At 67.4% G+C, this 15,250-nt stretch carries 11 protein-coding genes; 4 read left to right on the forward strand and 7 right to left on the reverse strand.

Annotated elements, in window-relative coordinates:
• Positions 1 to 108: 108 nt before the first annotated feature.
• The 3 genes from HUS23_06920 (at position 109) to HUS23_06930 (ending at position 3,156) form a co-directional block, all read left to right on the forward strand.
• Positions 109 to 1,449: a DUF898 domain-containing protein gene (locus tag HUS23_06920; GenBank protein ID QKT03558.1), complete on the forward strand. Its 1,341-nt coding sequence runs from the start codon at positions 109 to 111 to the stop codon at positions 1,447 to 1,449.
• Positions 1,446 to 2,459, forward strand: a complete 1,014-nt coding sequence (locus HUS23_06925) for a M48 family metallopeptidase (GenBank protein ID QKT03559.1) — start codon at positions 1,446 to 1,448, stop codon at positions 2,457 to 2,459. Before HUS23_06920 ends, HUS23_06925 begins: the two co-directional genes overlap by 4 nt.
• A gap of 292 nt (positions 2,460 to 2,751) precedes the next feature.
• Positions 2,752 to 3,156, forward strand: a complete 405-nt coding sequence (locus HUS23_06930; protein QKT03560.1) for a hypothetical protein — start codon at positions 2,752 to 2,754, stop codon at positions 3,154 to 3,156.
• 15 nt (positions 3,157 to 3,171) lie between these two features.
• Here the strand turns inward: HUS23_06930 and HUS23_06935 are convergent, their stop codons facing one another.
• The 6 genes from HUS23_06935 to HUS23_06960 form a co-directional block, all read right to left on the reverse strand.
• A complete protein-coding gene (locus tag HUS23_06935; GenBank protein QKT03561.1) occupies positions 3,172 to 3,801 on the reverse strand; it encodes a class I SAM-dependent methyltransferase in 630 nt (209 codons plus the stop codon).
• Between the two features lie 123 nt (positions 3,802 to 3,924).
• Positions 3,925 to 4,383: a rhodanese-like domain-containing protein gene (locus HUS23_06940; protein QKT03562.1), complete on the reverse strand. Its 459-nt coding sequence runs from the start codon at positions 4,381 to 4,383 to the stop codon at positions 3,925 to 3,927.
• 98 nt (positions 4,384 to 4,481) lie between these two features.
• On the reverse strand, positions 4,482 to 5,804 hold the full coding sequence (locus tag HUS23_06945) for an MFS transporter (GenBank protein ID QKT03563.1): 1,323 nt from the start codon (positions 5,802 to 5,804) through the stop codon (positions 4,482 to 4,484).
• A gap of 19 nt (positions 5,805 to 5,823) precedes the next feature.
• Positions 5,824 to 6,555, reverse strand: a complete 732-nt coding sequence (locus tag HUS23_06950) for an MBL fold metallo-hydrolase (GenBank protein ID QKT03564.1) — start codon at positions 6,553 to 6,555, stop codon at positions 5,824 to 5,826.
• Between the two features lie 37 nt (positions 6,556 to 6,592).
• Positions 6,593 to 7,276, reverse strand: a complete 684-nt coding sequence (locus HUS23_06955) for a metalloregulator ArsR/SmtB family transcription factor (protein ID QKT03565.1) — start codon at positions 7,274 to 7,276, stop codon at positions 6,593 to 6,595.
• A 139-nt stretch (positions 7,277 to 7,415) separates the two neighbouring features.
• On the reverse strand, positions 7,416 to 11,510 hold the full coding sequence (locus HUS23_06960) for a PAS domain-containing protein (GenBank protein ID QKT03566.1): 4,095 nt from the start codon (positions 11,508 to 11,510) through the stop codon (positions 7,416 to 7,418).
• Positions 11,511 to 11,769: 259 nt separating this feature from the next.
• Here HUS23_06960 and HUS23_06965 point away from each other — a divergent pair, with 259 nt between their 5' ends.
• Positions 11,770 to 12,123: an SPW repeat protein gene (locus HUS23_06965; GenBank protein ID QKT03567.1), complete on the forward strand. Its 354-nt coding sequence runs from the start codon at positions 11,770 to 11,772 to the stop codon at positions 12,121 to 12,123.
• 8 nt (positions 12,124 to 12,131) lie between these two features.
• Here HUS23_06965 and HUS23_06970 read toward each other — a convergent pair whose 3' ends face one another.
• A complete protein-coding gene (locus HUS23_06970) occupies positions 12,132 to 14,543 on the reverse strand; it encodes a M48 family metalloprotease (protein ID QKT03568.1) in 2,412 nt (803 codons plus the stop codon).
• Between the last annotated feature and the right edge of the window lie 707 nt (positions 14,544 to 15,250).

The following is a 15,250-nucleotide window of genomic DNA, read 5'->3' on the forward strand; positions in this document are numbered from 1 at the left end:
ACAGCCGTGCTGGTCGTCCTGCCCCGTTTTCGGTTATTGTGACGCTCACGCGCGCCCTCGCGCGCGACGAAGAACGATAACAACGCAGAATAACAATAAGGGGGCGTTATGACGGCCGCGGCCTATACGTTGATTTTCGAGGGTGAGATCCTCGATGGGTTCGAGCCCAGCGCGGTCAAGGTCCAGGCGGCCAAGGTGTTCAAACTCACCCCGGAACGCCTCGACGAGATGTTCACCCTGCCGCGCGTGGTTCTGAAACGCGGCCTGAGCCTGGAAGAGGCCACCCGCTTCAGCCAGGTGCTGCAGCGCATGGGACTGGTCGTACAGCTCGAGCCCGGTGCGGCGGCGAAGGCCGCCCAAGCCGCAGCGCCCCTACCTGCTACAGCACCCGCCGCTCCGACCGCCCCCGTGACGGACGCCGCCGTCGCGACACCCGCGTCCGACGCCGCCCGCACCGTCGCATTTCGCTTCTACGGCGAGGGGTTCGAGTTCTTCAAGATCTGGATCGTCAACATCCTGCTGACCATCGTCACGCTGGGCATCTACTCGGCGTGGGCAAAGGTCCGCACCAAGCGCTACTTCTACGGCAACACGCAACTGGACGGGGCGGCGTTCGAATACCTGGCCGATCCGATCCGTATTCTGAAGGGGCGCCTCATCGCGTTCGCCTTCTTAGTGGCCTACACGCTCTCCGACTTGGTGTCGCCGCTGCTCAGCTTTACCTTCTTCCTGCTGTTCCTCGCCCTGCTGCCCTGGGTGATGGTGCGTGCGCTGCGCTTCCGTAACCACTACAGCGCATACCGCGGCGTGCGCTTCGGCTTCGACGGCCAGTGGCGCGAGGCGGCCAAGGTGTTCCTGCTCTGGCCGCTGCTCGGGCTGCTCACCCTCGGCGTGCTCATGCCGATGGCCTTTCATCGCCAGCAGCACTTCATCATCGGCAACGGCCGCTACGGCAATGCGCCGTTCGAGTTCAGCGCCACCGTGCGCGGCTTCTACAAGGTGTTCCTGATCACCATCGGGGTGGTGGTGGGCGGGGCGATCGCCGCGGGCATCTTCTCCGGCATCCTGGCCGCCGCCGGCGCGGCGGGGCTGAGCGTGGTGATGATGCCCCTGCTGATCATGGTCGCCTACCTCGGCGCCTTCGTCGCGTTCAGCGTGCTGATGACCAACCTGCGCTTCAACCACACCGCCCTGGCAGGTCACCGCCTCGAGGCGAACTACGCGATCGGCTCCTACGCCAAGCTCATGGCGGTGAACACCCTGGGGATGATCCTCACGCTGGGCCTGTTCTACCCCTGGGCGAAGGTGCGCACCGCGCGCTACGCCTCCCAGCACATCCGCGTACACGCCGCCGGCAACCTGGACGGCTTCGTGGCCACGCAGCACCAAGAGATGTCGGCGGTCGGCTCCGAGGTGGGCGACCTGTTCGATATCGATATCGGGTTTTGACCACCCTCGCCGGCAATTACTTCGACGGGGCGAGTTCGCGCCGCCGACCGGCCGAGGCGCAACTCGCGGGCGGCGCCGTGCGGGTGCAGGTCGACGGGCGCGAACTCGAGCCCCCTACCCCCCTCGAACTCATCGAGGTCTCCTCGCGTATCGGCAACACGCCGCGGTTCCTGCGCTTCCCGAGCGGGGGAAGCTTCGAGACCGCGGACAATGACGCGGTGGACCGCGCTCTCGCGGCCCGGCGCCTCGGGCGCGGGTTGGCGCATCGGCTGGAGTCGCGCCTGCGCGTGGTGCTGCTCGGCCTGGTGGTCACCATCGCCTTTGTGTGGGGCACCATCCAGTGGGGCGTTCCGGCGCTCGCCAAGGTCGCGGCGGAGGCGTTGCCGCCGCACGTCAACCAGCACATGGACGGCGCCGTGCTCAGCGCCCTGGACCGCCAGTTGCTGCACCCTAGCACGCTCGACGAGGACGAACAGGCGCGGCTGCTTACCGTGTTCGCGCCCTTCCTCGACGAAGTGGACCCGGCCTACCGGCTGCGCGTGCTGTTTCGCGACGCGGGCCACAGCATCGGGCCGAACGCGCTGGCACTGCCCTCCGGTACGGTCATCTTCACCGACCAATTGGTGGAACTGGCCGAGCGCGACGAGGAGCTGATCGGCGTGCTGGCGCACGAGATCGGCCATGTGGTGGGCCGTCACGGCATGCGCCAAACCCTGCAGGCCTCGGCGCTCGGCTTGCTGGCGGTACTGGTGGTGGGCGACGTCTCGTCGGTCTCCTCCGCGGTGATCGCCCTGCCGCTGCTGCTCACCGAACTCGGCTACACCCGCAACTTCGAGCGCGAGGCTGATCGCTACGCCCTGGCCACCCTCGCGCGCCACGACATCGACGCCGCACACCTTGCCGCCATCCTGCAGCGCCTGGGCGGTGAGGGCGAGGAGCCCGGGGAGTGGAGCGGTTACCTGTCGACCCATCCCCCCACCGCCGAACGGCTGCAATACCTCGCACCGTGATGGCGCGCCGTCAAGCCGCATGATCGGCCGCGGGGCGTAGCGCCATAGCCCTGTGCCTTCGCGGCGCGCCGAAAGACACCAACTCCCGAGAGACACCGACGTCGAGACTTGGCGGTCCGCCGACCGGGGGACGCATGCGGGCCGCAACATCCGCCTTGGCCAGCGCCTTGCAGCGCCTCTACCACGCCGCGGCGCCGGCTCAGACAGCGAAGCCGCGACTTGCGTGCTAGGCTGCTAGCCCGTTGGCGCAGCGGTCGCCACGTCTCACGCACCAGGGCAGGACGTTCTATCCATGGAATGGCTGGGGCAGTACGAAGCGTTGATGTGGAGTCTCGCAGCCTTCTCGGCGGTGGCGTTCGTGGGGACGCTGATCGCCGTGCCGATCCTGGTTGCGCGCATCCCGACGCACTATTTCGCCGACCCTAAGCATCGGGTGCGAGGCACCACCGGACAAAACCGGGTGCTGCAGGCGCTGCTGTTAGTGGGGAAGAACGCGCTGGGCGCGGTGTTCATCCTGATGGGGCTATTGATGCTGGTGCTGCCGGGTCAGGGCCTCATCACCCTGCTGTTCGGCATCATGCTGCTCAACTTCCCCGGCAAGTACCGCCTGGAGCGTTGGGTGGTGAGCCGCCGGCCGGTGCTGCGCCCGGTGAACTGGCTGCGCCGCCGTGCCCGGCGACCGCCGCTGGAGCTGTAGAAAGCGATTTCCTGGTTAGCGCTGGAGCAGCACCGCGAGGAAGCCGCCGAATGGCAGTCGTTGCGGAAGCACGGTCTCGATCCATCGCGCGATGCCGCCTCCGCCGGCTAGGAACACCGCGCTGCGCACCGAGACGCGGGGGCGGGGATTCAAAGTGCGGGCCCAGGCGCGTACCTCACGCACGGTATCCCAGCGTGCGCCGCGGTAACCGCCACGGCCTGCCCGGCGGCGGTACAGCAGGCTATGCCGGTTCAACAGCCCCAGCACCACGGCGCGATCGGCCACCCGCCAAAGCTCACCCACGGCGCGCTCCGGCGGTTCGACGAAACAGAGGCTGGTCATTGCGGTGACATAGGTGAACCGTCGGTCGGCAAACGGGAGCGCACGTGCGTCGCCGCACACATAATGGACGTCACCACCCTGGGCGCGTGCGAACAGAAGCGACGCCCGGTCCGGATCCAATCCGGTAGCCTCGGCGGGCCAGGCGGAGAACCGGCGACTGAAGTGACCGGTTCCACACCCGACGTCGAGCACCGTGCAGGGCGCACGCGGCCGCAGCAGGGCGCTGACGAGATCCGCCTCGCGCTGCGCGATCCACCTGCCGCGCGGCGTGTGGTACCAAGCTTCATAGGCGGCCGGCGTCATCGAGAGCCAACGCCCGCTACAAGAGTTTCGTTCGGCAAGTCTCCGCGGCACGGTGATGTGCCGCCGTCACCCACATCGCGGAGACCGTAGATGACGGCGCACAATGAACGATCGCGGGGCGGTTCAGCGTGCTTCCTCAGCCACGGCGCGTTCATAGGCCTCGAAGCCGCCCAGGCGCTTCCACTCGTCGAGGCCGCCCTGCAGGATGCGCACGTTTTCATGGCCCGCGAGGCGCAGCGCGAAACCGGCCTGGGCGGAGAGTGTGCCGCTGTTGCAGTAGATCAGCACCGAACGGTCGCGCGGCAACTCGTCCCGATGATCGAGTACCTGACGCCATTCGATGTTCACCGCGCCCGGGATGTGCTCGCTTGCGTACTGGTCCGCATCCCGCGCGTCGATCACGTAGATGTTCTTCCAGTCCGCCGCCGGGATCTGCTCGGGTCGGATGGTCGAGCCGCTGTAGTCCACGAACATCATGTACTCTTCCATCGCATCCACCACCCCATCGTCCGCGGCATGCGCCGCGGAGATGAAGGCGCACATCAACAGCACACCGGCGGCGCGCAAGACATTCAGTTTCATCGTGTCTCCTTAGAGATTGAGGGGTAACCAGTTCAGTTTGCATGCCTCCCGCGCTCGTGACGGTTTTCAGCACCAAGTTGGCAGTCGATTTGCGTTACTCACCTGTCATGCGCCGGATTTAGGCGCGGGTGCGTCTCCTCGCCCCAGATCACCACCAACAGGCCCGACAGGAACATGGCGACGGTGACGAACCAGAAACCGGCGGTGACGCTGCCGGAGAGGTAGCCCACGAGGCCCAGTGCGAGCGCGCCGATGCCGTAACCGAGGTCCCGCCAGAAGCGGTAGATACCGATCGCCGAGCCGCGCCAGTTGGGATGCGCGATGTCGGCCACCGCGGCGCTGAGGTTGGGGTACAGCAGCGCCATGCCGAAGCCGGTGATCGCGGCGGCGAAGGACCACCACCACACGCTCTCGCCGAGCAGGGTGAGCCCGACGCCCGCGCCGCAGATCCACATGCCCCACACAATCGGCTTCATGCGCCCGACGTGATCGGACAGGCGGCCGGTGAAGAGCTGCGAGCCGCCCCACACAAAGCCGTAGATGCCGACCACCCAGCCGATGCCCGCGAGGCTCAGGCCCTGCTGGTAGAGGTACACGGGGTAGAACACCCACACCAGCGAATCGACGAACTTCTCCACCAGCCCGGCTTGACTGAACGCGGCCATGCGCCGGTCGCGCCACGACATGAGCGTGAACACCGCCCAGGTGGTGGGCCGCTCGGCGATGTTGCGCGGATAGCGCGCGCGCGGACCCTGCGCGATTCCGGCGGCGTGGCGCGCGCCCTCGGCCTTGGCCCACGCGAGGGTTTCCTTCACCCATAGCGCGGTGAGCAGCATGGCGAGCGCGATGGTCACCACGCCGAAGATCAGGAGGCCCTCGCGCGCGCCGTAGGCCGCGGCCATGTAGCCGGTCACGATACCGGCGACGGCCACGCCGACATAACCGGAGAACTCGTTCAGCCCCATGGTCAGGCCGCGCTGATCGGCGCGCGTGATGTCGAGCTTCGCGGTCTGGGTCATGGACCAGGTGAGGCCCTGGTTCACACCCAGCAGCACGGTGGCCGCGACGATCCAGCTCCAAGTCGGCGCGTACAGGAGCATGAACGGGATGGGCACTGCGGCCAGCCAGCCGAGCATCAGCACCGCCTTGCGGCCGAGACGCTCGGACAGGCGCCCCGCCACGAAGTTGAGCGTGCCCTTCACGAAGCCGAACGCGACCACGAACGCGGTCAGCAACATGAACGAGCCTTGCGGCACGCCGAACTCGGTTTCGGCCAGCGCCGGTACCACGGTGCGCAGCATGCCCAGCGTGAGGCCGACCAGGAACACCTGGATCAGCTGGTGCGTGAACTGCGCGAGATTGTCGCCGATGCCGTGGCGGTACTCCGCGTACAGTCCGGCGGTATGTGAGGGTTTGCTCACCGTTGTCTCCCAGCGCCCCTCAGGCCGCCACGTTGGCCGCGACGTACTGCTCCATCTTGGCCGGGCGGGGCGGGATGTTGGTCGTCAACTCGCGCACGAAGCCATCCTTGTCGAGCGTCAGCGCGGGGTTGAAGCGTTTCTCGAAGCCGATGGTGGAGGACGGCTTCCCGGACAGGCCCGCCCCGCACGCGCTGCCGGCGTAGTGGCCGGGGTAGATCTCGGTGACCTCGGGCAAAGTGAGCAGCTTCCCGTGCAGACTGTCGTACAACATGCCCGCCATCTCCTGCTCGCGGCCGGCGAGGTCGGGACGGCCGACGCTGGCGATGAACAGCGTGTCGCCGGTCAGCACGAACCAGGGCTCCGGTCCGCGTCGCTGGTCGCTCACCGCCAGCGAGATGCTGTCGAGCGTGTGGCCGGGGGTGTGCAGCACCTTGACCTCGACATTGCCCACTTCGATCACCTCGGCGTCGTGCAGCGTCTGAAAGTCGAACTGCACCAGTTCGCGCGCGTTCTCGTGCAGGCAGTAGGGCGCGCCGGCGAGTTCGGCGAGCTTGCGCCCGCCGGAGTAATGGTCGGCGTGCACGTGCGTGTCGATGACGTGGGTGATGGCCACGCCGGCCTTCTGCGCCTCGTCGAGGAACCACTGTTCGTCGCCCGCCACCACATCGACCGCCACGGCCTTGCCTTTGCCGCCGCAGCCGAAGAAGTAGGACAGAGAAGATTCCGTGGTGGAAAGTTGCTTGAAGAACATGGGGCGTCTCCTTTGGAGCGGTTCGTTGTTGCGGTTGTCAGGTTCGGTCGCTCGGTATCGCCGGCGCCTCGAGCGGCAGGCCGCGCGCGCGCCACTCGGCCACGCCGTCTTCGATGCGGCCCGCGCGGATGCCCGCCCGGGCGAGCAGTTCCACGGCCTGCTTGGCCATCAGGCAGAACGGCCCGCGACAGTAAGCGACCACTGGCTTGTCCTGGGGCAGCTCGCCGAGGCGCGCCTTGAGCTCGGGGAGTGGCAGGGAGCGCGCGTGCGGTAGGTGGGCGGCCGCGTACTCGGCGCCGGGGCGCACGTCGATCACCACCACCTCGCCGCGCCGTGCCTGTTCGAGCAGGCGCTTACCGTCCAGCGGTGAGAGCTCGTCGGGGCGCGACACCAGGCTCTGGGTGGCAGCCTGCAGCTCCAGCAGACGCTCCTCGGCGAGCACGCGCAGCATCACCCAAAAGTCGGCAACATGCGCGTCGAGCAAGCGATAGAAGACGTGCTTGCCCTCGCGCCGGGTCTCCACCAGGCGCGCGAGGCGCAGCTCCTTCAGGTGCGCGCTGGCGAGCTTGAGGCTGATCTCGGCATCGGCGGCGAGCTGTTCGACGCTCTTCTCGCCCTGGCACAGCACCTCCAGGAGCTCCAGCCGCTTGGGGCTGGCCGCCGCCTTGGCGATACGCGCCACTTGCTCGTACAGCAAATTCTTGAGAGCTCGCTCAGACATTGAAACACTCCAACGAACGTTGGAGTATTGAACGCGCCCGGGAGTGGCCGTGTCAACCCCCGGCGACGCTCGCGTTCGAGCACCACGGCCAGGTAGCCCCAGGGCAGGCCGCGATGTTGCAGGAGGGGAGAGTTATCGGTTACTGCGCCGGGTGCGAGGCGAGCAGTACGAACAACTTTTCAAGATCGAGCGGCTTCAGCAAGTGCTCATCGATCCCCGCCGCCTGCAGGCGTGCCGCGTCCTTTTGGTAGCCCGTCATCGCGACGATCAACATCTTGGTACCGTGCTCCTCGCGCAGCTTGCGAGCCACCTCATAACCGTCCAGGGTCGGCAGCCCCACATCGAGGAGCACGACCTCCGGCCTGAAGGTACGCGCTGCGTCCAGGGCCTCCGGGCCGTCCCCCACGGCATGCGCGTCGTGGCCGCGAAAGGTCAGGATCTCTACCAGCGACTGGGCCGCATCCTCCTCGTCCTCCACCACCAGCACGCGACGTGGCGCACCGGCAGGAAGCTCGGCGTCGGCATCGGCGGCGCGGACGATATGGCCGAGGTGCAGGCGCGGCAAAGTGACCACGAACTCGCTGCCTGCACCCGCACCTGCGCTGTAGGCGTCCACCCGGCCGCGATGCGCCTCCACCAAGCTGCGCACCAGCGCAAGCCCGAGGCCGAGTCCGCCATTGGCCCGATGCAAACCCTGCGGCGCCTGGCTGAACAGGTCGAAGACGTGGTCGAGCATTTCGGGCTCCAGACCGACGCCCGTGTCCCGCACCGTGAGCAGCACCGACGTCTCCGTCACGCTAATCGTGAGCCAGATGCGGCCCTTGGGCTCGGTGTACTTCGCTGCGTTCCCTAACAGGTTCTCGACCACCTGCATCAGACGGACGGGATCGCCCAGCACCAGTGCGACCCCGAGCTCGGGGGCCGATATCGTCAGCTCCTGACCCGCGGCCTCGAACATCGGCTGCGTGGCCTCAACCGCCGCGTCGGCGGCCTCCACCAAGTCGACCGCCTCCTGCGTCAGTTCAAACTTCCCCGCGCTGATGCGCGCGGCGTCCAACAACTGGTCCAGCATCACGGTCATGCGCCGCGCCTGGCGGGCCATCATGCCGCGCACTCGCTCCACGGCCGCGGCATCGCCCCGCGCCACCTCCAGAACCGAGAGACCGTTGGCGAGCGCAGCCAGCGGGTTGCGCAGTTCGTGACCCAGCATGGCGAGGAATTCATCCTTGCGCCGGTGGTCCTGCGACAATTCGTCCGCGCGCCGCTGCGCCGCCATTTCGGCTTTACGTAGATCGGTGACATCTTCAATGGATACCAAGAGGAGATCAGGCTGGCCGCTGCGCGCCATCACGTCGGCATTCAGGCGCATGGTGCGCCACCCGATCGTGTCGAACACATGCTCCACGTCGTAATTGCGCACCGAGCGCTCCGTGGGCAGGGCCTCCAGTAGCCCGCGCAGCGCGGGGATGTCCCACTGGTGATTGCCAAGCTCGTAGATGCGCTGTCCCTGGGTGTCCTGCTGGGTGACTTGGAAGGCCTCGTAGAAGGCCTCGTTGGCCGACACCACGCGCAGCTGCGCATCGAGCACCAGCAGCGGCGTGCGCGAGGTGCGGATCACCGCCTCGGCAAAAAGCCGCGCGTCCTCGATCTCGCCCGCCGCGCGTTTTTGCGCGGTGACGTCGTGAAAGGTGATGCACACCCCGTCCACGCGCTCCTCTTCCGAGCGGTAGGGCAGCACCCGGCGCAGGAACCATCGCCCGTCGTCCGCCGGTACCTCGGCCTCGATGGGTGTGCTCTGCGCCAGCACGCGCCGCGCATCGGCGAGCAGTTCGGCGTCATCGACTTGCATCTTGATGTCCTCGATGGAGCGACCGAGATCCGTCGGGACGATGTGCATGACGCGGGAGCACGCCGGCGTGTAGCGTCTGATGCCGAGCGCCGGGTCGAGGAACAGGGTGGGGACATCCGCGCTTACCAGCAGGTTATTGAGGTCCAGGGTGAGCGTGCGCAGGTCTGTGTTTCGCTCCTCGAGCTGGTGGTTGATAGTGATGAGCTCTTCGTTCAGGGACTGCAGCTCTTCCTTGGAGGTTTCGAGTTCCTCATTGCTCGATTGGAACTCCTCGTTCAGCGACAGGAGCTCTTCGTGCCCGGCATAGTGCTCTTCGTTCACGATGGCGAGCTGCGCGACAGCGGCCTGCAGTTCCTGACGCGTCTCCGTAAGCTCCTGCTCGAGTTGAAGCACGATGGACGGTGCGGCGCCCTCATGGGCGCTGTCGCCGCTGTCAGCCGCCGCGCCGGTGGGGTGCTCGACCGCCTTGGGGACATCGCGGAAGCTAACGAGAAACAAGCCATCGGCGCCGGCCACGCCGCTCACCGGCTCGACCGTGGCCTCGACGCGCGCTGCCGAGTCCGTACTATCCAACCGCATGCCGGTAACCGACACCTTCTGTCCCTGCTCCACCGCCTCCGTAAGCGCCGTGCGTAGCTTCGCGTACAGGCCTGGCCGGACCCAGGCGAGCAAGTCCATGCGCGCCTCGCCCATCGGTTGCGTGAGGTACTCGCCGGTCGGCCCGAAGGAGTAGAGGATCCGCAGACTACGATCGACGATCACGCAGGCGGCGCTGTAGCGTGCCAGCACCAACTGCTCCAGGCGGCGTGCCAGCTGCGGTCCGGTCTGCGGCCCGGCCTCTCGGCTGGAACCCTGAATCGATACCCGCTCAGTGACCCACTGCGGGACGCGGTGGCGCTCGGGACGCCCGCGTCCGATGGACTGGTAGATGCGTTGTTTTCCAGACACCTCGTGGAAGCTGCTGTCGCGACCGCGGATCGTCTCGGCGCTGCCGAGCATCAACACGCCGTGTGGCCGCAACGAAAAGTGAAACAGGTCGAGCAAGCCTTCCTGCGCGCGCGGCTCCAGATAGATAAGCACGTTGCGGCAGCTCACCAGATCGAGACCGGCGAACGGGGGGTCGGACAACAGATTGTGCGCCGCAAAGGTCACGCGATCGCGCAGCTCCCGGTCCACCTCGAAATGCTCACCCACGGGATTGAAAAAGCGGCCCAGGCGCGCGGGCGACACGTCATTCTTGATGCTGCCCGGATACACGCCGCGCCGCGCGATGGCGAGCGCTTCGTGACTGATGTCGGAGGCAAACACCTGCAGCTTGCTGCGCAGTCCCCTGCGCTCCATGTGCTCCAAGAAAACCATCGCGAGGCTGTAGGCCTCCTCGCCCGTCGCGCAGCCCGCGCTCCAGACCCGTACCGGCGCGCCCGTGTCGTGACTCGCGAGCAGATCCGGGAGGATGTGCTGTTCGAGGTATGCCCACGTCTCGGGATCGCGGAAAAACCCCGTCACCCCGATGAGCACGTCGCCGTAGAGCGCCTCGAGTTCGTCGGGATGCGCGCGCAGATACGCGATGTAGTCATCCCAGTGCGCGATCTGCTTGAGGTCCATACGCCGCTGTGTCCGGCGCTTGAGGGTGTTGAGCTTATAGTCGCGAAAGTCCACCGCGTAGCGCTTGCCGAGCAAGGCCAGAATAGCGCCCAGCCCCGTATTGGGGGCGTCGTCAGCCGCGACGGGCGCAGGGTGGTCCTCACGTGGCGGGCGCGACTGTGAGCGCTCGCCCGCCGTCGCGGCGTAGTCGGTGAGGACACGGCCCATCTCGTCGGGGGACACCACCGCGTCAGCCGCACCCAGGGCGCTCCGGGGCATGCCGTCGAACTCGGCCGTTTCAGGGGCCTGAACCATGCACATGCCGCCAATCGCGCGAATCGCCTTCAGGCCGGCGGCGCCATCGTCACCGGTGCCGGAGAGCACGACGCCAACCGCGCGCTCGCGCTGGTCCGCGGCGAGCGCGGCGAAGAAATCATCGATCGGCTTGGCCTTGTAGTGAGGCTCCACCGGCGCACCGACCTCCAGCACGCCGTCGCGCACGCCCAGCGACGTCGCCGGTGCGATGACGTAAACGTGATTGGGTTCGAGGCGGCCCGTCTCCGCGACCTGCGTGACCGGCATGGTCGTGACCGTCTGCAGGATTCCGGCGACATGACTTTCCTGTGCAGGCGCCAGGTGCAGCACGATTACGTATGCGATGTTCTTGTCGACAGGGGCGCCCTTGAGCACGCGCTTGCAGGGGTCGAGTCCGCCGGCGGATGCGCCGATGCCCACCACGAGCATGGGCGCCGGCTGTCGGGCGCGTTCCGCGCTGTCTCTTTGCTCCAAGCTCTTGCTCAAGCGCTCTCCCTGGCCCATAGGACCGCACACGCGCTGCGTCATCAATCCACGCTATCACGATCCGAGGCGTAACATGCTACTTTTCCCCCGCCCAAACGCGCTGGAAGCGCTTCAAGCGCGTGTGACCATCGTTATCCGTTCGGCAGATGCACGGTGCCGCGGAGCGCGCTGTGCGCCAGTTCATCGCGCACACCGGCACGCGCATGTGGAAGTGGCTGCATTGACTACACTTTTCGGAGCGAAGCCCAAGGAGGGTGACATGAACAGACGAACCGCAGATTGGGTGGTCGTGTTGCTGGGCGCATGGCTGGTGATCTCGCCCTGGCTATTGGGCTACGCGGGCACCGGCACGGCCGCCGGCGTGTCCTACGTCGTCGGCATCGCGCTGCTGGCCTTCGCGCTGGTCGCGTTGTTCACGTCGATCCGCTTTCCCTACCAGGAGCGCTTCAACTACATCGTGCTGGCGCTGTTGTTGATCGCGTCGCCGTGGCTGCTCGGCTTCGCGTGGTTGACGGCTGCACTGTGGAACGCGGTGGTGATCGGCATCCTGGTGGTGGCCATGGCCGCCTGGGCGCTGAAGGAGACCGGCAGCCCCGACATGCACGCCCGGTAGCGCGCCTGTCAGGCGTGGGTCCGTTGAGGAGCGACGGCGCGCGGATCGGGCAGCGCACGCGCGAGACTGAGCGGCTCCACACCGAGCGCCTGTTCGTAGCGGCCGGCCACATCGGCAAGGTAACCCATCAGGCGTTGGTGGAGTGCGTCCAGCGCCTCCACGAGCGCGAGCGCGTAGTCCACCAACTCGTGGGGACGGTTGTGTCCTGCCGGCAGCTGATCACCGATGTGGACCCAAGCGCTGCGCACGCCGACGGACGAGGGCAACGGGTAGGGCACCCGTTTTAACGCGGCCTCGATCTCGCCGGTGCCCTGGCGGGTACGCCGATACCATAACTCCAGCAACGAGCCTGGGAGTCCTTCGGCGCCCCGCGACTCGCGTCGCGCGGCGGCATCGGCCTGCAGCCCGTAGTGTAAGACGGCGGCCGACAGGCGAAGCTCATCACGCACCGACTGCAGCTTGCGCAAGGCTTGGGCGGTGCGCAGCACGCGCGCCAGCGTGTCACGTGCCGCGGCGTCGAGGCCCGCCCACTCGCGCGCGCCTTCGAGTGCGAGGCTGAATCGGCGCCGCAGCATGGTCTCCGCCTTGGCGGCCTCGCCATGCAAACGCTCGGCCTCGACCTGCAGCTCGGCGTGGCCGCGCTCGGCGAGGCGCGCCAACACGGATCGCAGCGACGGGGCCGCTTGGGTCAGCACCTGCGCGGCGAAGGCGGGCGGTAGTTGAGCCTCGACGCGCTCGCGTCTCTCCTTCAGCAGATCCACCTCCGGAAGCATGCGGCGCAAGCGTCGAACCAGGTCGTCCAATTCGTGGCGCCGTGCCACCTCGTCCATGGACTCGACCCGCGCGGGCGTGAGGTAACGGCTGCGCACGAACACCGACCGCCAATAGTCACGCAGCGCGCGCTCCTGGCGGCGCGTCTCGGCGACCACTGTGGCCATGGTCTCGAGCGAGACGAGCTGCGCGGGCGTCACGTCCACGCCGAGGGTGTGCCGGTAATAGCGCAGCGTGGCCTGCCGCGCGATCTCGGATCGGTTGGCCAGCAGCGCATGAGCGGGCCGCTCCAGGGTGAAAATGCCCGGCGCCTGGAGCGCCTCGGCGGCCTCGATACGTGCCTCGTCGGGCGGGTGGCTGGCGAAGAGATCGCCGGTGTGTTCAGCCAGCGAGGCCTCGATTTCCTCCGCGACGTCGGGCGGCACCTCGGCCGCCTTACGGGCCACGGCGGTCGGCAGATCGTCCACCAGCTGGCGACGGTCCCATAACGCGCCGAGCTCGGACTGTGTGGCGCCGAACGCCCAGCCCAAGTGGCGCAGGCGCAGCGATGTCGCGCGGAACTGCGCGCTGCCGGTGAGGCGGGCCTCGTAGGTATCGGCGTCGAACTCCATTTGGCGCAGCATGTAGGCGCTGATCGCCTCCCCCACCCATAGAAAGCCGGCCAGGATCCGCCGCACCAGGCCGACCCCCAGCTGCGCCGCGCCCGCCACCGCGGCGAGCGGACCCGCCTGCTCCTCGACCCAGCGGCTCAAGCGCTCGTCCCACGCGTCGCGCTCGGCCACGGCGCGGTGGAACTCGTAGTTGATGCGGCGAATGATGTACGTGGCCGACATGCCCGCGCGCTGCGAGAAGTGACCGAACTCATGCGCCAGCACGCCGGCCAGTTGGCGGGTGTTCATCCCCGCGAGCAGCGGCAGGCCCACCACCAAGGAGAGTTCGTTGCCGCGCAGGCCGCGCAGCCCGTGGTGGTAAGACGCAGCGGCATTGGGCAGGCAGTCCACCTCGACGCTGCGCGGGCGCGGCGCGCCCACCTTGTCGGCAATGGCATCGATGAAGGCGAACAACAGCGGCTGCTCGGAGCGGCGCAGGTGGAGTGCGAAGGGAGCCGGGGCCCGAGGCGCGAAGAACGGCTTGAGCAGGAACAGCACCATCACCACGCCGGCCACGAGGGGTAGCGCGAGCAAGAACAGCAGCACCGGATTATGGGTGGCGGCGAGGGGGCCGCTCAGGCCGTACCAAAGCAACGCCGCGATCAGGCCGACGATGAGGCCGAGGTACAGCAAGGGCAGCAGTAACATCAGCAGCGACACGGCCGCCAGACCCGCGAGATAAGCGCGCGCCGGCGCGCGCGGCACGAACTCGCCGGCAAAGGCGCGCGCGATGTCCTGGGCCGCAAGCCCTGCCGGCGCGGGCGCGCCGCCGAGCCGCACCACCTTCCCCACCGCACCGGCCCGGCGCAATCCACCCGCCAAGCGCCCCGCCGCTTCGAGACTCAAACCCTTCTTGAGCGTGATCGGCCCCTGGAACAGCCGCTCCACCTGCTGTGGCGAGACCTTCAACAGCGCGGCCAAGCGCTGCTTTACCGCCGCAGGGTCCGCACCCTCCACGAGCGCGCCATCGTACACGACGCCGTATATCCGCTCCGCCATGGACTTCCCCCGATCCCCCAAAGGCGCGGCGACGCGCGCGCCGCGCGGAGACGTTTCTAGTTTTTGTCGTTGTGGCCGTGCGGCCTTGCGCGCGCGGGTATCTCCCCGCGCGCGGCGACGCTGCCAAGGGCATCAACCCGTGGGCTGCCTGCGCGTGGGCCAATAAAACCAGAACCGCATGAATCGCTGCATCGGCGCCCGCAGAAGCAGGTAGGCGTGACTCCCCAGGGGACGGCGCGTGCGGTGGGCCGGCGACATTGACCGGAAGGAACCGGAACACGAGCGACGGCCCCTACGGCGTCATGATCACGACGCATAAAGGTTGATATGCAGCAGGCTGAGAGGGCGGGCAGCGTCAATGGATCGATCATGAATGTTGGTTTTGTTAAGCACCCCGCTATAGAGATGGCAGTCTAGCTGCGGAATCGCATATAAAGGGTGTCGATCATCACGATATTCAACCTCTTGCCGTGTCATCCCCTACGATATCCGGCGCCGGTTCGCGTCCCCGGGACCGGATCAGATGCGAACGCACGCAGCGCATACCACGAGTTTGCACCGAGGACCATTTCGCGCCGCATCCTCCACCTTTTGCTACCGCCGGAGCGCGTTGCGTGGTTTCGCCGCGCGGTCCGTCTGTCGGGGTGCTACCGACCCCACGGCGCCCGAGCGGTCGGATGCAGCGGCGACCTTATGGAGCTGGATGC

This window comes from Ectothiorhodospiraceae bacterium 2226, from assembly GCA_013348725.1.
Classification (GTDB): Bacteria; Pseudomonadota; Gammaproteobacteria.

Coding starts and splice junctions, on each gene's coding strand:
- HUS23_06920 (QKT03558.1), top strand. CDS start 109: ATGACGGCCGCGGCCTATACGTTGATTTTCGAGGGTGAGATCCTCGAT.
- HUS23_06930 (QKT03560.1), top strand. CDS start 2,752: ATGGAATGGCTGGGGCAGTACGAAGCGTTGATGTGGAGTCTCGCAGCC.
- HUS23_06935 (QKT03561.1), bottom strand. CDS start 3,801: ATGACGCCGGCCGCCTATGAAGCTTGGTACCACACGCCGCGCGGCAGG.
- HUS23_06940 (QKT03562.1), bottom strand. CDS start 4,383: ATGAAACTGAATGTCTTGCGCGCCGCCGGTGTGCTGTTGATGTGCGCC.
- HUS23_06950 (QKT03564.1), bottom strand. CDS start 6,555: ATGTTCTTCAAGCAACTTTCCACCACGGAATCTTCTCTGTCCTACTTC.
- HUS23_06955 (QKT03565.1), bottom strand. CDS start 7,276: ATGTCTGAGCGAGCTCTCAAGAATTTGCTGTACGAGCAAGTGGCGCGT.
- HUS23_06965 (QKT03567.1), top strand. CDS start 11,770: ATGAACAGACGAACCGCAGATTGGGTGGTCGTGTTGCTGGGCGCATGG.
- HUS23_06970 (QKT03568.1), bottom strand. CDS start 14,543: ATGGCGGAGCGGATATACGGCGTCGTGTACGATGGCGCGCTCGTGGAG.